This is a genomic window from Rathayibacter sp. VKM Ac-2857, from assembly GCF_013205025.1.
GTDB lineage: Bacteria > Actinomycetota > Actinomycetes > Actinomycetales > Microbacteriaceae > Rathayibacter.
Map to the genome: position 1 here is coordinate 152,678 of NZ_JABMLE010000004.1, position 23,012 is coordinate 175,689.

Sequence of the window (23,012 nt, forward strand, 5' to 3'; positions counted from 1 at the left end):
CGCAGCGAACGTCAGGCCGAGGGTGCTCGTCACCCTCGGCCTCGTTGCGCTCGCGGTGTTCGCGATCGACCAGACCGCGAAGCACCTCGTCAGCACCGGGCTCACTCTCGGTGAGGACGTGCACGTCCTCGGCGACGTGCTGATCCTGCACTACGTGAAGAACCCCGGAGCCGCGTTCTCGCTCGCGAGCGGCTCCACCTGGATCTTCTCGATCATCGCCGCGTGCGTGGTCGTGGCCGTGATCTGGTTCTCCCGGCGCATCCGCTCGACGGCGTGGGCGCTGTTCTTCGGCCTGCTGCTCGGCGGCACGCTCGGCAACCTCTTCGACCGGCTCTTCCGCGAGCCGTCGTTCGGTCTGGGCCACGTCGTCGACTTCCTCTACACGCCGTGGCTGCTGCCGGCGATCTACAACGTCGCCGACATCGCGATCTGCACGGCGATGGGACTCTTCGTGATCCTCAGCCTGCGCGGCGTGAACCTCGACGGCACGCGCACCTCGCGGAAGGCCGAGCAGGCCGCCGCGGAGGACAGCGAAGGCACTGAGGGCAGCGAGCCCGTCGAGTCCGAGCCGCGCGGCGGCGCCTGATGGTGCAGTCGCGCTCGCTGCCCGTCCCCGACGGCCTGGCCGGTCTCCGCGCCGACGCGGCCGTCGCGAAGCTGCTCGGCTTCTCGCGCACCTTCGCCGCCGAGGTCATCGACGCCGGCGGCGTCACGGCCGACGGGCGGGTGCTCGACAAGAGCGACCGCGTCGCCGCGAGCGCCTGGCTGAGCGTCGAGTGGAGCCCCCGCGAGGAGCCGCGCATCGTCCCGATCGCGGTCCCCGACCTGGGGATCGTCCACGACGACGACGACATCGTGGTGATCGACAAGCCCGTCGGCGTCGCGGCGCACCCGGCCGTCGGCTGGGAGGGGCCCACCGTCCTCGGCGCCCTCGCCGCCGCGGGCTTCACGATCTCGACCTCCGGCGCCGCCGAGCGCGCGGGCATCGTGCACCGTCTCGACGCCGGGACGAGCGGCCTGATGGTCGTCGCGAAGTCCGAGCGGGCCTACACCCACCTCAAGCGCGCCTTCCACGATCGCCAGGTGGAGAAGATCTACCACGCCGTCGTGCAGGGGCATCCCGATCCGCTGACCGGCACGATCGACGCGCCGCTCGGGCGGCACCCCTCCTCGGACTGGAAGTTCGCGATCCGGGCCGACGGCAAGCCGTCCGTCACGCACTACGAGACGATCGAGGCGTTCCCCTTCGCCTCGCTGCTGGAGATCCGGCTCGAGACCGGCCGCACCCACCAGATCCGCGTGCACATGGCCGCGCAGCGCCACCCCTGCGTCGGCGACGCGATGTACGGAGCCGACCCCACGCTCTCCAAGCGCCTCGGCCTCACCCGGCAGTGGCTCGACGCCGTGCGCCTGGGCTTCACCCACCCGGGGACGGGGGAGTGGGTGCAGTTCGAGGCGACCTATCCCGACGACCTCGCGCACGCGCTGGACGTCCTCCGCGGGGAGTGACGCGGGTAGACTTTCGGTCTCCCTGCCCGCAGTCCGTCGGAGGCGCATCCTTTGCCGAGTAACGATTCCTTCGTCCACCTGCACGTGCACAGCGAGTACTCGATGCTCGACGGTGCCGCCCGGGTCAAGCCGCTGATCGACGCGGCGGTGGAGGAGGGCATGCCGGCGATCGCCGTGACCGACCACGGCAACGTTTTCGGCGCCTTCGACTTCTGGCGCACCGCGACGGCGGCGGGCATCAAGCCGATCATCGGCACCGAGGCGTACATCACCCCCGGCACGCACCGCTCGGACAAGACCCGGATCCGCTGGGGCGACGGCGGGGGCGACGACGTGTCCGGCTCCGGTGCCTACACGCACATGACGCTGCTGAGCTCGACGACGACCGGCATGCACAACCTCTTCCGGCTCTCCTCGCGCGCCTCGATCGAGGGCTACTACTTCAAGCCCCGGATGGACCGCGAGATCCTCGCCGAGCACTCCGAGGGGCTGATCGCGACCACCGGCTGCCCGAGCGGCGAGGTGCAGACGCGCCTGCGCCTCGGGCAGTACAAAGAGGCGCGGCAGGCGGCCGCCGACTACCGCGACATCTTCGGCAAGGAGAACTACTTCGCCGAGATCATGGACCACGGTCTCGAGATCGAGCGCCGGGTCATCGGCGACGTGATCCGGCTGGCCAAGGACCTCGACCTGCCGCTGGTGGCGACGAACGACCTGCACTACACCCACGCGCACGACGCCACCTCGCACGCGGCGCTGCTCTGCGTGCAGTCGGGCACCACGCTCGACGACCCCAAGCGCTTCAAGTTCGACGCGGACGAGTTCTACCTCAAGTCGCCGCGCGAGATGCGCCAGGTCTTCCGCGACCACCCCGAGGCCTGCGACAACACGCTGCTGATCGCCGAGCGCTGCGACGTGCAGTTCGACACCTCGGCGAACTACATGCCGCGCTTCCCCGTCCCCGAGGGCGAGACCGAGGACACCTGGTTCGTCAAGGAGGTCGAGGCCGGGCTGAACGAGCGCTACCCGGACGGGATCTCGCAGGAGGTGCGCGACCGCGCCGACTACGAGACCCGCGTCATCCTGCAGATGGGCTTCCCGGGTTACTTCCTCGTCGTCGCCGACTTCATCAACTGGTCCAAGCGCAACGGCATCCGCGTCGGCCCGGGCCGCGGCTCCGGAGCGGGCTCGATGGCCGCCTACGCGATGAAGATCACCGACCTCGACCCGCTGAAGCACGGCCTGATCTTCGAGCGCTTCCTCAACCCGGACCGCGTCTCGATGCCCGACTTCGACGTCGACTTCGACGACCGTCGCCGCGGCGAGGTCATCCGCTACGTCACCGACAAGTACGGCGACGAGCGCGTCGCGCAGATCGTCACCTACGGCACCATCAAGGCGAAGCAGGCGCTCAAGGACGCCTCGCGCGTGCTGGGCTTCCCGTTCGGCATGGGCGAGAAGCTCACCAAGGCGATGCCGCCCGCGATCATGGGCAAGGACATCCCGCTGACCGGGATCAACGACCCGGAGCACCCGCGCTACAAGGAGGCGCTCGACGTCCGGAACGTCATCGCGGAGGACCCGCAGGCGAAGCTGGTCTTCGAGACGGCGCTGGGGCTGGAGAACCTCAAGCGGCAGTGGGGCGTGCACGCGGCCGGCGTGATCATGTCGAGCGATCCGCTCAAGGACATCATCCCGATCATGAAGCGGGAGCAGGACGGCCAGATCGTCACGCAGTTCGACTACCCCGCCTGCGAGTCGCTCGGCCTGATCAAGATGGACTTCCTGGGGCTGCGGAACCTCACGATCATCGACGACGCCCTCGACAACATCCGCGCCAACCGCGGCGAGGACCTCGTCCTCGAGGACCTGGCGCTCGACGACCCCGCCGCCTACGAGCTGCTGGCCCGCGGCGACACCCTCGGCGTCTTCCAGCTCGACGGCGGGCCGATGCGCGGGCTGCTGCGGCTGATGAAGCCCGACAACTTCGAGGACATCTCGGCGGTCCTCGCGCTCTACCGGCCGGGCCCGATGGGCGCCGACTCGCACACCAACTATGCGCTGCGGAAGAACGGCGTGCAGGAGATCACCCCGATCCACCCGGAGCTCGAGGAGCCGCTCGCCGAGGTGCTCGGCGGCACCTACGGGCTGATCGTCTACCAGGAGCAGGTGATGTCGATTGCGCAGAAGCTCGCAGGCTTCACGCTGGCGCAGGCCGACCTGCTCCGCCGCGCGATGGGCAAGAAGAAGAAGTCCGAGCTGGACAAGCAGTTCGAGGGCTTCTCGGGCGGCATGAACGCGAACGGCTACTCGATGGCCGCGGTGAAGACCCTCTGGGACATCCTGCTGCCGTTCTCCGACTACGCGTTCAACAAGGCGCACTCGGCCGCCTACGGCGTCATCTCCTACTGGACGGCCTATCTCAAGGCGCACTACCCCGCGGAGTACATGGCGGCGCTGCTCACCAGCGTCGGCGACTCCAAGGACAAGATGGCCGCCTATCTCAACGAGTGCCGGCGGATGGGCATCAAGGTGCTGCCGCCGGACGTCAACGAGTCGATCGGCTTCTTCACCGCCGTCGGCACCGACATCCGCTTCGGCCTCGGCGCCGTGCGCAACGTCGGGACCAACGTGGTCGAGGGCATCCGGATCGCCCGCGAGGAGAAGGGGCGCTTCGAGTCGTTCCACGACTTCCTGCGGAAGGTGCCGCTCCCGGTCGCCAACAAGCGCACCATCGAGTCGCTGATCAAGGCCGGCGCGTTCGACTCGCTCGGCTCGACCCGGCGCGCCCTCGTCGAGGTGCACGAGGACGCGGTCGAGGCCGCCGTCGGCGAGAAGCGCAACGAGGCGAACGGGCAGGTCGGCTTCGACTTCGACAGCCTCTGGGACGAGCCGCAGGCCGCGATCCAGGTGCCGACCCGGCCGGAGTGGGCCAAGCGGGACAAGCTGGCCTTCGAGCGCGACATGCTCGGCCTCTACGTCTCCGACCACCCGCTCGCCGGGCTCGAGACGGAGCTAGCCAAGCACTACAGCACGACGATCGCCGACCTGCTGATCTCGGAGTCGATCGGCGACGGCGAGACCGTCGTCGTCGCGGGGTTGGTCACGAGCGTCCAGCACCGGATGGCGAAGGCCTCGGGCAACCAGTACGGGATGATCCAGGTCGAGGACTTCGGCGGCGAGATCACCTGCATGTTCATGGGCAAGGCGTACCAGGAGTTCGCCCCGGCGCTGACGAACGACTCCATCGTCGTCGTCCGCGGCCGCGTCAGCATGCGCGACGACGGCATGAACCTGCACGCGTTCAGCCTCTTCGCCCCCGAGATGAGCCAGGACGGCGACTCCGGGCCGCTGACCGTCTCGATGCCGGAGTCGCGGGCGACGACCGACACCGTCTCGCAGCTCAGCGACGTGCTCATCCGGCACTCCGGCCGCACCGAGGTCCGCCTCAAGCTGATCAAGGGCGACACCGCCCGCGTCTTCGAGGTCCCGTTCCCGGTGCGGATCACCCCGGACCTGTTCGGCGAGCTGAAGTCGCTGCTGGGGCCGAACTGCCTCTACTGAGCCGTCGTGCGAGCCGGTCCCTGCCCGGCTCGCCGCGGTCGGCTCGTGCGGGTGGTTGCGTCGTGCAGAGCGTCCTGCGTTCGGCTGCGGCGATCCGCTGGCACGCGGATCGCCGGTTCGCCTCGAGTCGCGCGCTGCACATGCTGGTCGAGTAGCCGCGCAGCGGCGTATCGAGACCTGATGACCGGCGTGCTGGCGGTGGTGGATCTCGATACGCCCGCTGCGCGGGCTACTCGATCAGCATGAACTGCCTGCGCGGTCAGCACGGTGAGCGCATGCTGGTCGAGTAGCCGCGGAGCGGCGTATCGAGACCGGGCGGCCGGCGCGGAGCGGCGTGTGAAGACCCGCCGGCGGCGGTGCGGGAGGCGCCTGCGGGGGAGGGCCCGGAGCGCGGCCGGTAGGCTGGGGCGGCCATGATTCAGACTCTCGATCTGCGGGGGCGGCGTCCGTCCGCCGCCGAGCTCCTCGCCCTCGTTCCGCGCAACCCCGGCACCTCGGCCGCCGTCGGGCCCGTCGTCGCCGAGCTGATCGCCGACGTCCGCGCGCGCGGCGCCGAGGCGCTGCTCGACCAGGCCGAGCGCCTCGACGGGGTCCGCCCGCCGCACCTGCGCGTCCCCGCCGAGGACATCGCCGCGGCGGTCCGCGACCTCGATCCCGCGATCCGCGCGGCCCTCGAGGAGGCGATCGTTCGCGTCCGCAAGGCCAGCGCCGCGCAGATCCCCCCGGCCCGCACCACCGTGCTCGACGACGGCGCGACGGTCACCCAGCGCTGGCAGCCCGTCGGCCGCGCCGGTCTCTACGTCCCCGGCGGCAAGGCCGTCTACCCCTCCAGCGTGATCATGAACGCCGTGCCCGCGCAGGTCGCGGGCGTCGGCTCCGTCGCGATCGCCTCCCCGCCGCAGAAGGCGTTCGGCGGCTCCGTGCACCCGACGATCCTCGCCGCCGCCGGTCTGCTCGGCGTCGACGAGGTCTACGCCATGGGCGGCGCCGGAGCGGTCGCCGCCCTCGCCTACGGCGTCGACTCCCTCGGCCTCGACCCGGTGAGCGTCATCACCGGTCCCGGCAACGTCTGGGTCACCACGGCCAAGCGCCAGGTGCTCGGCCAGGTCGGCATCGACTCCGAGGCCGGCCCCACCGAGATCCTCGTGATCGCGGACTCCAGCGCCGACCCCCGCCTGATCGCCGCCGACCTGGTCAGCCAGGCCGAGCACGACGAGGCCGCCTCCGCCCTCCTCGTCACCGACGACCCGGCCCTCGCCGAGGCCGTCGGCCGCGAGATCGTCGAGCAGGCCGCGCGCACCCACCACTCCGAGCGCGTCGGCGTCGCCCTCTCCGGCCCGCAGTCCGCCCTCGTGATCGTCGACGACCTCGAGATCGCCTGCGCCTTCAGCGACGCCTACGGCCCCGAGCACCTCGAGCTGCACACCGTCGACCCCGAGGCCACCGCCGAGCGGATCCACGACGCCGGCGCCGTCTTCCTCGGCCCGACCACCCCGGTGAGCCTCGGCGACTACCTCGCCGGCTCCAACCACGTGCTGCCGACCCTCGGGCAGGCGCGCTTCTCCTCCGGGCTCGGTGCGCACACCTTCCTCCGCCCGCAGCAGCTCGTCTCCTACGACCGTGCCGCCCTGCAGCGGGTCGCCCCGCACATCCGCGCGCTGAGCGATGCCGAGGCGCTGCCCGCGCACGGCGACGCCGTCGACGCCCGCTTCGCCTGACCTCGAGAGGCACCCGAGATGTTCTGCCCCTTCTGCCGGCACCCCGACTCCCGCGTCATCGACTCGCGCACCAGCGACGACGGCCTCTCCATCCGCCGCCGCCGCCAGTGCCCGTCCTGCGGCCGCCGCTTCTCCACCACCGAGACCGCGAGCCTCGTCGTGATCAAGCGCAGCGGAGTGGTCGAGCCGTTCAGCCGCGAGAAGATCGTCAGCGGCGTCCGCAAGGCCTGCCAGGGCCGCCCGGTCACCGACACCGACCTCGCCGTCCTCGCCCAGCGGGTGGAGGAGAACCTCCGCTCCACCGGCGCCTCGCAGATCGACGCGAACGACATCGGACTCGCGATCCTCGTCCCGCTGCGCGAGCTGGACGAGGTCGCCTACCTGCGCTTCGCGAGCGTGTACCAGGCGTTCGACTCGCTCGACGACTTCGAGTCGGCGATCGCGTTGCTGCGCGCCGAGCGCCCCGCCGCCCTGCACACCGCCGAGGAGCTCTGAGCGCCGCCGTGTACCCGCTGCTGTTCTCGACCGTGCTCTCGCGCCTCGATCCGGAGCAGGCGCACCACCTCGCCTTCCCGGTCATCCGGGCGCTCGGCCCCGTCGCCCCGCTGGCCCGGCGACTCACCGTGCCGCGCGCCGACCTCTCGGTCGAGGCGCTCGGCCTGCGCTTCCGGACGCCGTTCGGTGTGGCCGCCGGCTTCGACAAGGACGCGACAGCCGTCCTCGGTCTCGGCGCGCTCGGCTTCGGCCACGTCGAGGTCGGCACGCTGACCGCCCGCGCTCAGCCCGGCAACGCCCGCCCGCGCCTCTTCCGGCTGATCGCCGACCGCGCGCTGATCAACCGGATGGGCTTCAACAACCACGGCGCCCGCGCGGCGGCCGGCCGGCTCGCCCGCCTCCGCGGCGCGCGCGGACGCCCCGTCATCGGCGTCAACATCGGCAAGAGCCGGGTCGTCGACGTCGATGACGCGGTCGAGGACTACCTGGTCAGCGCACGGATGCTCGCGCCGCTCGCCGACTACCTGGTCGTCAACGTCAGCTCGCCGAACACCCCGGGCCTGCGCGGCCTGCAGGAGATCGACAAGCTCGAGCCGCTGCTCGCCGCGGTCGCCGAGGCGGCGGACACGACGCCGCTGCTGGTGAAGATCGCGCCGGACCTCTCGGACGAGGAGGTCGTCCGCGTCGCCGAGCTCGCGGTGCGCCTCGGCCTCGCCGGAATCATCGCGACGAACACCACGCTGTCCCGCGAGGGACTGCGCACCGACCGCGCCGTCGTCGAGCGCGCGGGGGCGGGCGGCCTCTCCGGCGCTCCGCTCGCCGCGCGCGCACTCGAGGTGCTGCGGGTCATCCGCGGCGCTGTCCCCGCGGAGTTCTGCGTGATCTCCGTCGGGGGAGTGGACACCGCCGAGGACGTGCAGGAGCGGCTCGACGCCGGCGCGACGCTGGTGCAGGGCTACTCGGCGTTCGTCTTCCGCGGGCCGCTCTGGGCCCGGCAGATCAACCGCGGGCTCGCGCGCCTGCGCTGAGCACCGCGGGCCGAGCACGGGGCCCGCGGCACCCGGTCGATCAGGGCGATCGATCGATCAGGGTGCCGGGGCGGTCAGGCCGGGAACGCTCCGCGCTTGACCTGCGGCTTGGGCAGGCGCATCACGCGCAGCTGGAGGGCGCGCATCGCGGCGTACCACGGGATGCCCTTCTCGACCTTGTCGGCGCCGCCGAAGCGCTCGGCGAGCTTCTTCTTCAGGCGACGGCCGAGCAGGACGCAGTCGAGGACGGCGAGCAGGAAGAACGCCCACAGGACGATCAGCGTGAGCGAGGCGAGCTCGGGCTGCGGGAAGAAGCTGATCAGCAGCACGACGACCATCACCGGGATGAGGAACTCGCCGAAGCTGAAGCGCGCGTCCACGTAGTCGCGGACGTACTTGCGCTGCGGACCCTTGTCGCGGACGGGCAGGTAGCGCTGGTCGCCGGCGGCCATGCCGACCCGGGCCTGCTCGCGCAGCTCCGCGGTCTTCACGCGGGCGTCGCGCGCGGCCTGCTTGCGGTCGGTGACGACCAGCGGACGCTTGCGGGCGAGCTCCTGCTCGCGGCGCGTCGGCGTCGGCCGGCCCTTCCCGACGGCCGTCACGTCGGCGTCGTCGGGGGTGTCGGGTGCGATCGGGTGCTTGGCCACAGGGGAACGTCCTTGGAATCGAGGGTCTCTTAAGATTACCTCCATGGCTCACGACGCTCCGACTCCGTCCTCCACCCTGCCCGCCGCCGAGGAGGAGGTCCTCGCCGCCGTGCTCGACGACCTGCCCCGCTCGCTCGCCGAGCTGGGCCGCCTCGTCCGGATCCCCTCCGTCTCGTGGGACGGCTTCGACGCCACCCGCGTCGCCGCCAGCGCCGAGGCGATCGCCGAGCTCGCACGCGAGACCGGCGCCTTCGACGAGGTCTCGATCCGGAGCTCCACCATCGGCGACAGCGACCAGCTCGGCCACCCCGCCGTCCTCGCGACGCGGGCCGCCCGCAACGGGGCACCGACCGTGCTGCTCTACGCCCATCACGACGTCCAGCCCCAGGGGGCCGAGGAGGCGTGGGAGACGCCGCCGTTCGAGCCGACCGTGCGCGGCGACCGCCTCTACGGCCGCGGTGCCGCCGACGACAAGGCCGGAGTCGTCTCGCACCTCGCGGCTGTCCGCGCCCTCCGCCGGGTAGCAGGGGAGGACCACGACCTCGGCCTCGTGCTCTTCATCGAGGGCGAGGAGGAGTTCGGCTCCCGCTCGTTCCCGACCTTCCTCCGCGAGCACCACGACGCGCTGCGGGCCGACGTGATCGTCGTCGCCGACAGCGACAACTGGGACGTCGACACCCCGTCGCTCACCGTCGGGCTGCGCGGCAACGTCACCCTGACCCTCACCGTGCGCACCCTCGACCACGCCTCGCACTCGGGCATGCTCGGCGGCGCGGTCCCCGACTCGATGCTCGCGACGATCCGCCTGCTCGACACGCTCTGGAACGAGGACGGCTCGGTCGCCGTCGCCGGGCTCACCGAGCACGACGGAGCGGTCCCCGAGACCACCGAGGACGACCTGCGCCGCGACGCGGGCCTCCTCGACGGCGTCTCGCCGATCGGCTCCGGCCCCTTCCTCTCCCGGATCTGGTCGAAGCCGTCGATCACGGTCACGGGCATCGACGCCCCCAGCGTCGTCGACGCCTCCAACACCCTCAGCCCGTCGGTGCGGGTCAAGATCAGCGCGCGGATCGCGCCCGGGCAGGAGGCGGCCGAGGGCTTCGCCGCCCTCGAGCGGCACCTGCGGGCCCATGCCCCCTTCGGCGCCCACCTCGAGATCGCCGACGTCGACACGGGGGAGCCGTTCCTCGTCGACACGTCGGGCTGGGCCGTCGGCCTGGTCGAGCAGGCGATGGCGGACGCCTGGGGTCGCGCGCCGCTGCAGACCAGCGCCGGCGGCAGCATCCCCTTCATCGCCGATCTCGTGCGGGAGTTCCCGGCCGCGCAGATCCTGGTGACCGGGGTGGAGGACCCGGACTCGCGCGCGCACAGCCCGAACGAGTCGCTGCACCTGGGCGTGTTCAAGCGCGCGGCGCAGACGGAGGCGCTGTTCCTGCTGCGCGCCGCCGGGCACCGCGCCTGAGCGATTCGGAATAGCCCGGCCCGCGCCCGGGTTGCCACCGTAGAATCGTCGGCAGCACGCCGTCCGATCCCGTCCAGCGCTGTTCCCGCCCTGCTCTGTTCCGATCCATCCCACCGAGGAGTGACATGTCCGACACGACACTGACCGCCAGCACGACCACCGCGGCGCACGGCGTCTCGATGACCCCCGTCGCCGCCGCCAAGGTGAAGAGCCTCCTCGAGCAGGAGGGCCGCGACGACCTGCGCCTGCGCGTCGCCGTGCAGCCCGGCGGCTGCTCCGGCCTGATCTACCAGCTCTACTTCGACGAGCGCACGCTCGACGGCGACGCCGCGGTCGAGTTCGAGGGCGTCGGCCTCGTCGTCGACAAGATGAGCGTCCCCTACCTCGACGGCGCGTCGATCGACTTCGAGGACACCATCCAGAAGCAGGGCTTCACGATCGACAACCCCAACGCGGGCGGCAGCTGCGCCTGCGGCGACAGCTTCCACTGATCGTCCGCGGCGACACGCCGCACGGCCCGCTCGAACGGCGCCCGACACCCCGCTCCGGCGGGCGGTCGGGCGCCGTTCGTCGTCGCAGCACCACTTCGGCGCGAGGTCAAGAGCGGGGGGCCGTGCACTCCACGATCGCGACGGCGGGTAGGCTAGGGCCGGTCTAATACAGTTTCGTGTGAACTGGTCCCCAGTCTTCCGAAAGGTCACCGGTGCGCTTCAATCGCCGTCTCCGCCGATGGGTCGCAGTACCCGTCGCAGGAGCTCTCGCCCTCGTCCTCGCGGGCTGCACGCAGGAGCAGCTGCAGGGCTGGCTCCCCACCGAACCCGGCACGACGAACCACGTCGACCGGGTCATCGGACTCTGGGTCACCTCCTGGATCGTCCTCCTCGCCGTGGGTGTCATCACCTGGGGTCTGACGATCTGGGCGGTCGTCGTCTACCGCCGCCGGAAGGGCCAGACCGGCCTCCCGGTGCAGCTGCGCTACAACATGCCGATCGAGATCTTCTACACGATCGTGCCGCTGATCCTCGTGATCGGCTTCTTCGCCTTCACCGCGCGCGACCAGGCCGCCATCGAGCAGGCCTACGACGACCCGGACGAGACCATCCAGGTGTACGGCAAGCAGTGGGCGTGGGACTTCAACTACGTCGACGAGGACGTCTACTCCGCCGGAATCCAGGGCCAGTACGAGGACAGCGCCGACGGCGCCGGCTCGCTCGTCGAGTCCGAGGTCCCGACGCTCTACCTGCCGGTGAACCAGAAGATCAAGATCCAGCTCGACGCCCGCGACGTCATCCACTCCTTCTGGGTCGTCGACTTCCTCTACAAGAAGGACATGATCCCCGGCAAGACGAACTACATGTACGTCACGCCGCTCAAGGAGGGGACCTACGCCGGCAAGTGCGCCGAGCTCTGCGGCGAGTACCACTCCGCGATGCTCTTCAACGTGAAGGTCGTCTCGCAGGGCGAGTACGACGACTACATCCAGTCGCTGCGCGACGCGGGCCAGACCGGCCAGCTCGGCGCCGAGTACGACCGCAACAGCAACCTGCCCGGCACCGGCGCGCCGGCCCGCACCGAGAACGAGGAGTAGAGGGAGCATGAGCACCGCCACCGCACCCGCCCCGTCCCGCGCATTCGGCACACCGCCGGTCGAGCGCAAGGCGAACGTCCTCGTTCGCTGGATGACGTCCACCGACCACAAGGTCATCGGGTACATGTACCTGATCACCTCGTTCATCTACTTCTGCATCGCGGGCGTGATGGCCCTGGTCATCCGCGCCCAGCTCTTCGAGCCCGGCCTGGCCGTGGTCGAGACCCGCGAGCAGTACAACCAGCTCTTCACGATGCACGGCACGATCATGCTGCTGATGTTCGCGACCCCGCTCTTCGCGGGCTTCGCCAACGTCCTCATGCCGCTGCAGATCGGCGCCCCCGACGTCGCGTTCCCGCGACTGAACGCGTTCGCCTACTGGCTCTACAGCTTCGGCTCGCTGATCGCGGTCGCCGGCTTCATCACCCCGCAGGGGGCGGCGTCGTTCGGCTGGTTCGCCTACGCGCCACTCTCGAGCACGACGTTCTCGCCAGGGCTCGGCGGCAATCTCTGGGTCTTCGGACTCGCGCTCTCGGGCTTCGGCACGATCCTCGGCGCGGTGAACTTCATCACCACGATCATCACGATGCGCGCCCCCGGCATGACGATGTTCCGCATGCCGATCTTCACCTGGAACATCCTGGTGACGTCGATCCTCGTGCTGCTGGCGTTCCCGGTCCTCGCGGCCGCGATGTTCGCCCTCGGTGCCGACCGCGTGTTCGACGCGCACATCTACGACGCGGCCAACGGCGGAGTGCTGCTCTGGCAGCACCTGTTCTGGTTCTTCGGCCACCCCGAGGTGTACATCATCGCGCTGCCGTTCTTCGGCATCGTCTCCGAGGTCTTCCCGGTCTTCAGCCGCAAGCCGATCTTCGGCTACAAGACGCTGATCTACGCGACCATCGCGATCGCCGCCCTGTCCGTGACCGTGTGGGCACACCACATGTACGTCACCGGCTCGGTCCTGCTGCCATTCTTCTCGCTGATGACGATGCTCATCGCGGTCCCGACCGGCGTGAAGATCTTCAACTGGATCGGCACCATGTGGCGCGGATCCGTGACGTTCGAGACCCCGATGATCTGGGCGATCGGCTTCCTGATCACCTTCACCTTCGGTGGTCTCACCGGCGTCATCCTCGCGTCGCCGCCGCTCGACTTCCACGTCTCCGACTCGTACTTCGTCGTGGCGCACTTCCACTACGTGGTCTTCGGCACCGTCGTGTTCGCGATGTTCTCGGGCTTCTACTTCTGGTGGCCCAAGTGGACCGGCAAGATGCTGAACGAGACGCTGGGCAAGTGGCACTTCTGGCTGCTGTTCATCGGCTTCCACACCACGTTCCTCATCCAGCACTGGCTCGGTGTCGTGGGCATGCCCCGCCGCTATGCGAGCTACCTGCCCGAGGACGGCTTCACCTGGATGAACCAGCTGTCGACGATCGGCGCGATGATCCTCGCGGTCTCGCTCATCCCGTTCTTCCTCAACGTGTACATCACGGCCCGCAAGGCGCCGAAGGTCACCGTGAACGACCCGTGGGGCTTCTCGCGGTCGCTCGAGTGGGCGACGTCCTGCCCGCCGCCCCGGCACAACTTCACCTCCATCCCGCGCATCCGCAGCGAGGCTCCGGCCTTCGACCTCAACCACCCCGAGGCCGGCATCCCCGTCGGCATCGGTCCGGCCAAGGACGCTCCGGACGCCCCCACGTACGACAAGTCCGAAGGCACGGTGAAGTAGGGCCATGCGCGCCAACGTCAATCTGTTCTGGCTCCTCGCCGGGTTCTTCCTCCTCGCGGACGTCACCTACATCCTCTGGTCGCTGATCGACACCGGCCAGGTCGAGTGGGTCGGCACCGTGGGCATCGCGCTCTCGTCGGTGCTGGGCGGCTTCATCGCCTTCTACGTCGGCCGGGTGCACAAGGCCCAGGGCGCCGAGCTGCCCGAGGACCGTCTCGACGCCGACATCGACGACGGAGACCCCGAGCTGGGCTTCTTCAGCCCGTGGAGCTGGTGGCCGCTGATCCTCGGCGGCTCCGCCGCGTTGGCCTTCCTCGGCCTCGCGGTCGGCTTCTGGATCACCTACATCGCGGTCGGCCTCTTCCTCGTCGCGATCGCCGGCTGGGTGTACGAGTACTACCGCGGCTACTTCGCCCGCTAGGCGACCTGCACGGCCGTGAGGGCCGGGCGCAGGGGGTTCCGACCCCCGGCGCCCGGCCCTCTTCTCGTGGGCCGGAGGAGCCCGCAGGGCCGGCGGCGCGCAGGTACGGAGGACGCCGCGAGCGGACGCTCTCTGGGCTCTGATCGGCGCCCTGAGGCCGATCCGAGTCCACTCGAGCCGGCGCCGAGCCGCGAGCGCACCCGCAACGGGTCTCAGCCGGCGGCGTGCGGCCGTTCCGGCGAGCCTGGAAGGGCACGGCCCCTTCATGCTGGTCGAGCAGCCCCGCAGGGGCGTATCGAGACCCGGCGTCCCCAACAGGGCGGGTCTGCAGACTTCTGTACTGGTGCTGATGGATCTCGATACGCCCGCTGTGCGGGCTACTCGATCAGCATGAGCGGGGCGGTGCTGTCCATGGTGGTCGAGTAGCCCCGCAGGGGCGTATCGAGACCCACCGTCCTCGGCAGGGTGGGTCTGGAGATTCGTGTTCTTGCGGTGGTGGATCTCGATACGCCCGCTGTGCGGGCTACTCGATCAGCATGAGCGGGGCGATGCTGTCCATGGTGGTCGAGTAGCCCCGCAGGGGCGTATCGAGATCCGCCGTCCTCCGGACACCGGATCTGCAGACTCTTGTTCTGACGGTGGGGGATCTCGATACGCCCGCTGCGCGGGCTACTCGATCGGCATGGAGTGGGTGGGCTCCGCTGTGTGAGGGCGCCGCTGGATCAGCGGGGGTGCGTGCTTCGGGCGGGTTGGTGGAGCGGCGGGACGACGAAGGGCCCGGACGCTGTGCGTCCGGGCCCTTCGGGGGAGCGGGTCAGTGCTCGCTGTGCGAGCTCTCGAGCTCCTTCTGGGTGACGGGGGTGATCCGGTCCTCGAAGAACCAGCGGGAGAGGCCGGCGCGGACGCGCTGCGGGGCGGTGATGCGGCCGCGGGCGTCCGGGCGGATCATCAGGGGCTCGTACTCCTCCTGGCCGACCAGCTTCCAGCGCTCGTACGAGTCGAGCTGCTGGTGCACCTCGATGAACTCGCCGCCGGGGAGGCGGACGATGCGGCCGGACTCGAAGCCGTGCAGGGCGATCTCGCGGTCCTTCTTCTGCAGGGCGAGGCAGATGCGCTTCGTCACGAAGTACGCGATGACCGGCCCGGCGAAGAGGAGGAACTGCAGGGCGTGGATGACGCCCTCCATCGTGAGGTGGAAGTGCGTCGCGATGATGTCGGAGGACGCCGCTGCCCAGAGGACGGCGTAGAACGTGACTCCGGCGGCACCGATGGCGGTGCGGGTCGCCGCGTTGCGCGGGCGGTCGAGCAGGTGGTGCTCGCGCTTGTCACCGGTGATCCACGCCTCGAGGAACGGGTAGAGCAGCACGACGACGATGAACAGGCCGACCACGGAGAGCGGAAGGAGGATGTTGAACGAGATCGTGCCGAGGCCCGGGATCGCCCACTCGAGTCCCGGCGGGACGAGGCGCAGGGCGCCGTCGGCGAAGCCGATGTACCAGTCCGGCTGGGTGCCGGCGGAGACGGGAGAGGGGTCGTACGGGCCGTAGTTCCAGATCGGGTTGATCGTGAAGAGCGAGGCGATGAGGACGACGACACCGAAGACGATGAAGAAGAACCCACCGGCCTTGGCGGCGTAGACCGGCAGCACCGGGTAGCCGACGACGTTCTGCTCGGTCTTGCCCGCGCCGGGGAACTGGGTGTGCTTGTGCACGACCACGAACACGAGGTGCAGGGCGATGAACGCGAGCACCAGGGCCGGCAGCAGCAGGATGTGCAGGGTGTAGAGGCGGCCGACGATGTCGGTGCCCGGGAATTCGCCGCCGAAGAGGAGGAACGAGACCCAGGTGCCGACGATCGGGATGCCCTTGACCATGCCGTCGATGATGCGGAGGCCGTTGCCCGAGAGCAGGTCGTCGGGGAGGGAGTAGCCGGTGAAGCCCTCGGCCATCGCGAGGATGAAGAGGACGAAGCCGATGACCCAGTTGATCTCGCGCGGCTTGCGGAACGCACCGGTGAAGAAGATGCGGAGCATGTGCAGGCCGATCGAGGCCACGAACAGCAGGGCCGCCCAGTGGTGGATCTGGCGCATCAGCAGGCCGCCGCGGATGTCGAACGAGATGTCGAGCGACGAGGCCATCGCCGCGGACATCTCGATGCCCTTGAGCGGCAGGTAGCTGCCCTCGTAGTGCGTCTCGACCATGGAGGCCTGGAAGAAGAAGGTGAGGAAGGTGCCCGACAGCAGGATGATCACGAAGCTGTAGAGCGCGACCTCGCCGAGGAGGAACGACCAGTGGTCCGGGAAGATCTTGCGGCCGAACTCCTTGACGACCGCCGAGATGCTGGTGCGCTCGTCGATGTAGTTCGACGCGGCTCCGACGTAGCCCTTCTGCAGCTTGCCGCTGCCGAGGATGACGCCGTCGCCGGGCTCCGCGGGCGAGGCCGCGGGGCGAGAGGGGGTGGTGGTGGACATGTGTGTCATCGCTCCCAGAAGGATGGTCCGACCGGCTCCGTGAAGTCGCTGCGGGCGACCAGGTATCCGTCGGCGTCGATGGTGATGGGGAGCTGCGGAAGCGGGCGCTTCGCAGGACCGAAGATGACCTCGGCCTCGCGCTTGATGTCGAACTGCGACTGGTGGCACGGGCACAGGAGGTGGTGGGTCTGCTGCTCGTACAGCGCCACGGGGCAGCCGACGTGCGTGCAGATCTTGGAGTAGGCGACGATGCCGTCGTAGTTCCAGGTCTCGCGACCCTCGCTGACGGTCAGGTCCTCGGGCTTCAGGCGCATCAGGAGGACGGCGGCCTTGGCCTTCTCCTCCAGCTTGCCCTCGACCTCGTCGAGTCCCTCGGGGATGACGTGGAAGGCGGAGCCCAGCGTGACGTCCGATGCGAGGATCGGCGCTCCGGAGGGGTCCAGGGTGAGCCGCGTGCCCTCGCGCCACATCGTGGTCTTGAGGAGGGCGACGGGGTCCTGATCCTGCGGTCCGAGGCCTCGGAACAGGATCACGGCGGGCAGGGGGAAGACGACCAGCGAGGCGATGAGGCTGTTGCGGATCAGCGAGCGGCGGCCGAAGCCGGACTCCTTGTCGGACTGGTCGAAGATCTCCAGCGCGCGGGCGCGGGTGTCCTCGGCGCTGCGGACCGGGTGGCGGATGTCGATGCCCTCGTGGTCCGACATGAGCTGCTTGCCCCAGTGGACCGCGGCGATGCCGATGGCCAGCAGGGCGAGCGACATGCCGAGACCGATGAACAGCGTGTTCAGCCGGACCGACTCGATGTCCTCCGTGATGGGGAACGCCATGTAGGCGGCCACCGCGAAGATCGAGCCCGCGAAGGAGAGGTAGAAGAGCGTGTAGACCGTGCGCTCGGCCCGCTTCGCGACCTTGGGGTCGAGATCGGTCATCCGGGGGCGGTGCGGCGGGAGGCCCGGGTCCTGGACGCGTCCCCGCGTCACGACCGCGGTGCCGGCCGGAGCACTTCCGTGCCCGGTGGCCGACGAGGTGGCGAGGTCGGTGCCACCCTCATCGTGCTCTGCCATGGTTCTCCTTTTCACGCCGTGTCGACGCCGCTCGGCGTCGTGGGGGTCGAGCGCCCGCCAGGGCGCCGGTGTCTGCTAGTTGGATCGTGCGGTGATCCACACCGTCAGGGCGACGATGGAACCGAGTCCGAAGATCCAGAGGAAGAGGCCTTCGGCGACGGGGCCGAGGGAGCCGAGGGCGAATCCGCCCGGGGAGGGGTTGGCCTCGATGTACTTGAGGTAGGAGATGATGTCGCGCTTGTCTTCCGGCGAGATGTTGAGGTCGTTGAAGACCGGCATGTTCTGCGGGCCGGTGACCATCGCCTCGTAGATGTGCGCCTCGGTCACGCCGCCCAGCGGGGGAGCGAACTTGCCCTCGGTCAGGGCGCCGCCGGCGCCGGCGACGTTGTGGCACATGGCGCAGTTGATGCGGAAGAGCTCGGCGCCGTTGGCCGAGTCGCCCTGCGCGTCGAGCACCTCGCCGGTGGGGATGGCGGGGCCGGGCGCCAGCGAGGCGACGTAGGCCGCCAGCTCGGCGACCTGGTCGTCGGTGAACTGCACCGGCTTCTCGAGCGCCTGCGGGCCGTGCATCTGCATCGGCATGCGGCCGGTGCCGACCTGGAAGTCGACCGAGGCGGCGCCGACGCCGATCAGCGAGGGGGCGTTGTCGGTGCCCGCGGCGTCGAGGCCGTGGCAGGTGGCGCAGTTGGCGGCGAAGAGCTTGGAGCCCTCGTCGATCGTCTGCTGGCTGGTGGCCGAGGTCTCGGCGGAGGCGGAGGTGGCGACGCCGACGGCCGCATAGGTGCCGCCGGTGAGGCCGAGGCCGATGGCGATCAGGGCCAGCGTGGCCAGGGGGTGACGGCGACCCTTCTTGGCGCGGCTCTTCGTCTTCGGGGAGGCCATCGAGGCAACCTTCCTGCGGGGTTCGGGAGTGTGGTGGGGCATGGAGGCGGCTGGCCTCACTTCAGGAAGTAGATGACGACGAAGAGGCCGACCCAGACGACGTCGACGAAGTGCCAGTAGTAGGACACGACGATCGCGCTGGTCGCCTCCTTGTGGCCGAAGTTCTTGACGGCGAAGGCGCGGCCGATGACGAGGAGGAAGGCGATGAGCCCGCCGGTCACGTGCAGGGCGTGGAAGCCGGTCGTGAGGTAGAAGGCCGAGCCGTAGGCGTTGCTGGAGAGCGTGACGCCCTCGGAGACGAGGGTCGCGTACTCGAGGACCTGACCGCAGACGAAGACCGCGCCGAGGGCGTAGGTGAGGAAGAACCACTCGACCATGCCCCACTTGAACGGGCTCAGCCCGGTGGAGCGGGGCTGCAGCCGCTCGGCGGCGAAGACGCCGAACTGGCAGGTGAACGACGAGGCGACCAGGATCACCGTGTTCACGCTCGCGTAGGGGACGTTCAGGATGCTGGTCTCGGCCGACCACAGCTCCGGGGAGGTGCTGCGGAGGGTGAAGTAGATCGCGAACAGGCCCGCGAAGAACATGACCTCGCTGCCCAGCCAGACGATCGTTCCGACCGCGACCGGGTTGGGTCGGTTCACTGCGGGCACGGTGGCCGTGGGGGAGAGAGAGGTGCTCGTCACACAGACCATTATGGACGATCGCAAGGGGGGGAACTCGCACTTCCCGTGGGGCCTTCGTAGTCGCATAATCTGAGAGCCATGTCGGAAACCCTGTCCTGGCCGCGCATTCTCGGCTCCCTCCTCGACTCCTCCGATCTCTCGGTGTCGGAGGCGACCTGGGCCATGGAGCGGGTGATGCAGGGCGAGGCGACGCCGGCGCAGCTCGCGGGCCTGCTGATCGCGCTGCGCGCCAAGGGCGAGACGGTCGACGAGATCGTCGGCTTCCGCGACGCGATCCTCGAGCACGCGGTGCCGTTGGACGTGGATCCGATGGCCCTCGACATCGTCGGCACCGGCGGAGACCGCTTCGGCACGGTCAACATCTCCTCCACCGCGTCGATCATCGCGGCGGCGGCCGGCACGCCGGTGATCAAGCACGGCAACCGCGCGGCCTCCTCGTCGTCGGGGTCCTCCGACGTTCTCGCGGCCCTGGGCGTCGATCTGACCCTGCCGGCCGAGCGGGTGGCGGAGGTGTTCCGCCGGACGAACATCGCCTTCCTCTTCGCGGCGATGTTCCACCCCGGGTTCCGCCACGCCGGCCCGGTGCGGGCCGAGCTCGGCGTGCCGACCGTCTTCAACTTCCTCGGCCCGCTCTGCAACCCGGCGCGCCCCGAGGCGTCCGCCGTCGGCGTGGCGCACCTCGACCGGGTGCCGCTCTTCGTCGGCGTGTTCCAGACCCGCGGCGCGACCGCGCTGGTCTTCCGCGGCGACGACGGGCTCGACGAGCTGTCGACCACCGGGCACAGCCACATCTGGGAGGTCTCGCGCGGCTCGGTCGTCGAGCACGACCTCGACCCGCGCGATCTCGGCATCCCCCGCGCGAGCATCGACCAGCTCCGCGGGCGCGACGCCGCCTACAACGCGCAGGTGGTGCGCTCGGTCCTGGCCGGCGAGGAGGGGCCGGTGCGCGACATCGTGCTGCTGAACGCCGCCGCGGGGCTGATCGCGTTCGATCTGGCGCGCGACCCGGGGCTGATCCGCACGGCGATCCTCGACCGCTTCCGCTCGGCGCTGGGCCGCGCCGCGGACGCGGTCGACTCCGGTGCCGCGACGGCGAAGCTCGACCAGTGGGTGGAGGAGACGCGGCGCTCGAGCTGAGCCTGCTCCGCGACCGATGCGCGGGCCCTGCGAAGTGCGGGCCCTGCGACTCGTCAGCGCTGGACGGACCCTGTGCCGAGACGGTGCTCGGGCGTAACGTGGAGCCGCTGTCCGCGACGGTGCGGCGCGCCCTGGAGGAGACCCCGATGAAGAAGCTCATCAACGACCCGAAGAACGTCGTCGCGGAGTCCGTGGCCGGCTTCGGCCTCGCGCACGCCGACCTGGTGCGGGTCGAGCCCGACCCGCTGTTCGTGGTGCGGGTGGACGCGCCGCGGCAGGGCAGGGTCGGCATCGTCAGCGGAGGCGGCAGCGGGCACGAGCCGCTGCACGCGGGGTTCGTCGGCTTCGGGATGCTGGACGCCGCGGTGCCCGGGCCGGTCTTCACCTCGCCGACCCCCGATCCGATCGTGGCGGCGACCCAGGCGGTCGACGGCGGTGCGGGCGTCCTGCACATCGTGAAGAACTACACCGGCGACGTCCTCAACTTCGAGACCGCGGCCGACCTGGCCCTCGCCGAGGGTGTCGAGGTCCGCTCGGTGATCGTCGACGACGACGTGGCGGTGAAGGACTCCCTCTACACGGCCGGGCGGCGCGGTGTCGCCGGCACGGTGATGGTGGAGAAGATCGCCGGCGCGGCGGCCGAGCGCGGCGACTCGCTCGACGAGGTGGCGGCGATCGCCGAGACGGTCGTCGCGAACGTCCGCTCGATGGGCGTCGCGCTGCGGCCCTGCACGGTGCCGCACGCAGGGGAGCCGAGCTTCGAGCTGGCCGAGGACGAGATCGAGATCGGCATCGGGATCCACGGGGAGCCCGGTCGCGAGCGGATCCCGCTCGAGCCGGCCGACCGGATCGTCGACCGCCTGCTCGCGCCGATCCTCGAGGACCTGCCCTTCTCCTCCGGCGACGAGGTGCTGCTCTTCGTCAACGGACTCGGCGGCACTCCGCAGGTCGAGCTGTACCTGTTCTACCGCCGCGCGGCGGAGGTGCTCGCGGAGAAGGGCATCACGGTGCAGCGCAGCCTGGTCGGCAGCTACGTCACCTCGCTCGAGATGCAGGGCGTGTCGATCACGCTGTTGAAGCTCGACGCGGCGCTGACGGAGCTCTGGGACGCGCCGGTGCAGACTGCGGCGCTGCGCTGGGGGCGCTGAGCGTCCGAGCACGGGGCGAGCGCGCGGCCCGGACGGCGACGCGGACAGGACGGCACGACGACACGACGGTCGCAGAGGCGGCACAGGGGAAAGAGGACGGACCGATGCAGGACGGATCAGTGCAGGACGGATCAGTGCAGGGGCTCGATGCGGCGTGGGCCGTGGCGTGGATCCGCGCGGCGGCGCAGGCGGTCTCGGAGCACCGGGTCGAGCTGATCACGCTCGACCGGGCGATCGGCGACGGCGACCACGGCGAGAACATGGACCGCGGCTTCCAGGCCGTGGTCGCGAAGCTGGACGCGGCTCCCGAGGCGACGACGCCCGCCGAGGTGCTCAAGCTGGTGGCGACCACGCTGATCTCGACGGTGGGCGGCGCCTCCGGTCCGCTCTTCGGCACCGCCTTCCTCAAGGCGTCGGGCGCGATCACCGGACAGGAGTCGCTCGACGGGGCCGCGATCGCGGCGCTGCTGACGGCGGCCCGGGACGGCGTCGTGCTGCGCGGCAAGGCCGAGGTGGGCGACAAGACGATGGTCGACGCGTGGACCCCCGCGGTCGAGGCCGCGGCGAGTGCCGCCGAGGGCGGCGCCGCACCGGCCGAGGTGCTCGCGGCGGCCGCGGACGCGGCGCAGACCGGAGCGGAGTCGACCGACCCGCTCGTCGCGCGGAAGGGCCGGGCGAGCTATCTGGGCGAGCGGGCCGTCGGTCACCGCGATCCGGGCAGCGTGTCGAGCGTCCTGCTGCTGCGCGCGGCGGCCGAGGCGGCGGCGTGAGCGTCGGGCTCGTCCTCGTCTCGCACAGCGCGCGGCTGGCCGAGGGACTGGTGGAGCTGGCGGCGCAGATGGCTCCGGACGTCGCGCTGATCGCGGCGGGCGGCACGGACGACGGCGGGATCGGCACCAGCTTCGAGCGGATCACCGCGGCGCTGGCCGAGGCCGACTCCGGCGACGGCGCCGTGGTGCTCTGCGATCTCGGCTCGGCGATCATGACCGCGGAGACCGCGGTGGAGTTCCTGGACGACGAGGCGCGGGAGCGGGTGCGGATCGCGGACGCTCCGCTCGTGGAGGGCGCGGTCGCGGCGGCGGTGGCGGCCGGCACGGGGGCCGCGCTGGCGGACGTGCTCGCGGCGGCCGAGTCGGCGCGCGGCGCGCTGCTCGCCGAGCGGCCATCAGCGCCCGCCGAGGCGGCGAGCGTGCGACGGACGGCGCGGCTGGTCAACCCGAACGGGCTGCACGCCCGCCCGGCGGCCGACTTCGTCACTCTCGCGACCCGGTTCGACGCGCGGATCGACGTGAACGGCAAGGACGCGACGAGTCTGCTCGGCGTGATGTCGCTGGGGCTGGACCGGGGCGACGAGGTCGCGATCTCGGCGACCGGGCCCGAGGCGGAGGAGGCCGTCGGCCGGCTCGCGGACCTGGTCGAGTCGGGGTTCGGCGAGGTCTAGCGTCGCGGGCCCAGGGCGCG

20 protein-coding genes are annotated in these 23,012 nt (G+C 70.5%); 15 read left to right on the forward strand and 5 right to left on the reverse strand.

Going from position 1 to position 23,012, the window contains the following annotated elements; all coding sequences use genetic code 11:
- Positions 1-22 precede the first annotated feature (22 nt).
- The 6 genes from lspA (at position 23) to HQQ86_RS17630 (ending at position 8,314) form a co-directional block, all read left to right on the forward strand.
- Positions 23-586 carry a signal peptidase II gene (lspA, locus tag HQQ86_RS17605; protein ID WP_173289589.1) on the forward strand — a complete coding sequence of 188 codons (564 nt, stop codon included), beginning with the start codon at positions 23-25 and terminating at the stop codon, positions 584-586.
- A gap of 2 nt (positions 587-588) precedes the next feature.
- Positions 589-1,509, forward strand: a complete 921-nt coding sequence (locus HQQ86_RS17610) for an RluA family pseudouridine synthase (protein ID WP_173290398.1) — start codon at positions 589-591, stop codon at positions 1,507-1,509.
- 51 nt (positions 1,510-1,560) lie between these two features.
- Positions 1,561-5,073 (forward strand): DNA polymerase III subunit alpha, encoded by a 3,513-nt coding sequence (dnaE, locus tag HQQ86_RS17615; RefSeq protein ID WP_173289591.1) that lies wholly within the window; start codon positions 1,561-1,563, stop codon positions 5,071-5,073.
- Positions 5,074-5,486: 413 nt separating this feature from the next.
- Entirely contained in the window at positions 5,487-6,791 is a 1,305-nt protein-coding gene (gene hisD, locus HQQ86_RS17620) for a histidinol dehydrogenase (RefSeq protein ID WP_173289593.1), read from the forward strand.
- An 18-nt stretch (positions 6,792-6,809) separates the two neighbouring features.
- A complete protein-coding gene (gene nrdR, locus HQQ86_RS17625; RefSeq protein ID WP_173289595.1) occupies positions 6,810-7,286 on the forward strand; it encodes a transcriptional regulator NrdR in 477 nt (158 codons plus the stop codon).
- An 8-nt stretch (positions 7,287-7,294) separates the two neighbouring features.
- Positions 7,295-8,314, forward strand: coding sequence for a quinone-dependent dihydroorotate dehydrogenase (locus HQQ86_RS17630; protein WP_173289597.1), 1,020 nt, complete (start codon positions 7,295-7,297; stop codon positions 8,312-8,314).
- Positions 8,315-8,388: 74 nt separating this feature from the next.
- On the opposite strand, the gene HQQ86_RS17635 is transcribed toward HQQ86_RS17630, so the two are convergent.
- The gene (locus HQQ86_RS17635) at positions 8,389-8,961 is read right to left on the reverse strand and encodes a DUF3043 domain-containing protein (protein ID WP_244231626.1); all 573 of its coding nucleotides are present in this window, start codon (positions 8,959-8,961) and stop codon (positions 8,389-8,391) included.
- Positions 8,962-9,004: 43 nt separating this feature from the next.
- On the opposite strand from HQQ86_RS17635, the gene HQQ86_RS17640 reads away from it, so the two are divergent.
- The 5 genes from HQQ86_RS17640 to HQQ86_RS17660 all read left to right on the forward strand — a co-directional run bounded on the left by HQQ86_RS17640 (position 9,005) and on the right by HQQ86_RS17660 (position 14,164).
- Positions 9,005-10,423 carry a dipeptidase gene (locus HQQ86_RS17640; protein WP_173289599.1) on the forward strand — a complete coding sequence of 473 codons (1,419 nt, stop codon included), beginning with the start codon at positions 9,005-9,007 and terminating at the stop codon, positions 10,421-10,423.
- Between the two features lie 125 nt (positions 10,424-10,548).
- On the forward strand, positions 10,549-10,914 hold the full coding sequence (erpA, locus tag HQQ86_RS17645; protein WP_123446151.1) for an iron-sulfur cluster insertion protein ErpA: 366 nt from the start codon (positions 10,549-10,551) through the stop codon (positions 10,912-10,914).
- Between the two features lie 212 nt (positions 10,915-11,126).
- Positions 11,127-12,011, forward strand: a complete 885-nt coding sequence (gene coxB, locus HQQ86_RS17650; protein WP_123446152.1) for a cytochrome c oxidase subunit II — start codon at positions 11,127-11,129, stop codon at positions 12,009-12,011.
- A gap of 7 nt (positions 12,012-12,018) precedes the next feature.
- A complete protein-coding gene (gene ctaD, locus HQQ86_RS17655) occupies positions 12,019-13,743 on the forward strand; it encodes a cytochrome c oxidase subunit I (protein WP_173289601.1) in 1,725 nt (574 codons plus the stop codon).
- 4 nt (positions 13,744-13,747) lie between these two features.
- Positions 13,748-14,164 carry a cytochrome c oxidase subunit 4 gene (locus HQQ86_RS17660; protein WP_123446154.1) on the forward strand — a complete coding sequence of 139 codons (417 nt, stop codon included), beginning with the start codon at positions 13,748-13,750 and terminating at the stop codon, positions 14,162-14,164.
- 814 nt (positions 14,165-14,978) lie between these two features.
- On the opposite strand, the gene HQQ86_RS17665 is transcribed toward HQQ86_RS17660, so the two are convergent.
- The 4 genes from HQQ86_RS17665 to HQQ86_RS17680 form a co-directional block, all read right to left on the reverse strand.
- Positions 14,979-16,634 (reverse strand): ubiquinol-cytochrome c reductase cytochrome b subunit, encoded by a 1,656-nt coding sequence (locus HQQ86_RS17665; RefSeq protein WP_173289603.1) that lies wholly within the window; start codon positions 16,632-16,634, stop codon positions 14,979-14,981.
- A 5-nt stretch (positions 16,635-16,639) separates the two neighbouring features.
- Positions 16,640-17,698, reverse strand: a complete 1,059-nt coding sequence (locus HQQ86_RS17670; RefSeq protein WP_173289605.1) for a ubiquinol-cytochrome c reductase iron-sulfur subunit — start codon at positions 17,696-17,698, stop codon at positions 16,640-16,642.
- Between the two features lie 75 nt (positions 17,699-17,773).
- Positions 17,774-18,580 carry a c-type cytochrome gene (locus tag HQQ86_RS17675; RefSeq protein ID WP_123446157.1) on the reverse strand — a complete coding sequence of 269 codons (807 nt, stop codon included), beginning with the start codon at positions 18,578-18,580 and terminating at the stop codon, positions 17,774-17,776.
- A gap of 56 nt (positions 18,581-18,636) precedes the next feature.
- Entirely contained in the window at positions 18,637-19,275 is a 639-nt protein-coding gene (locus HQQ86_RS17680) for a heme-copper oxidase subunit III (protein WP_123446158.1), read from the reverse strand.
- 69 nt (positions 19,276-19,344) lie between these two features.
- Here HQQ86_RS17680 and trpD point away from each other — a divergent pair, with 69 nt between their 5' ends.
- The 4 genes from trpD to dhaM all read left to right on the forward strand — a co-directional run bounded on the left by trpD (position 19,345) and on the right by dhaM (position 22,992).
- On the forward strand, positions 19,345-20,403 hold the full coding sequence (gene trpD, locus HQQ86_RS17685; RefSeq protein ID WP_173289607.1) for an anthranilate phosphoribosyltransferase: 1,059 nt from the start codon (positions 19,345-19,347) through the stop codon (positions 20,401-20,403).
- Positions 20,404-20,549: 146 nt separating this feature from the next.
- Positions 20,550-21,551, forward strand: a complete 1,002-nt coding sequence (gene dhaK, locus HQQ86_RS17690) for a dihydroxyacetone kinase subunit DhaK (RefSeq protein WP_173289609.1) — start codon at positions 20,550-20,552, stop codon at positions 21,549-21,551.
- Between the two features lie 104 nt (positions 21,552-21,655).
- Positions 21,656-22,321, forward strand: a complete 666-nt coding sequence (gene dhaL / locus HQQ86_RS17695; protein WP_173289611.1) for a dihydroxyacetone kinase subunit DhaL — start codon at positions 21,656-21,658, stop codon at positions 22,319-22,321.
- A complete protein-coding gene (dhaM, locus tag HQQ86_RS17700) occupies positions 22,318-22,992 on the forward strand; it encodes a dihydroxyacetone kinase phosphoryl donor subunit DhaM (protein WP_173289613.1) in 675 nt (224 codons plus the stop codon). Before dhaL ends, dhaM begins: the two co-directional genes overlap by 4 nt.
- Positions 22,993-23,012 lie beyond the last annotated feature (20 nt).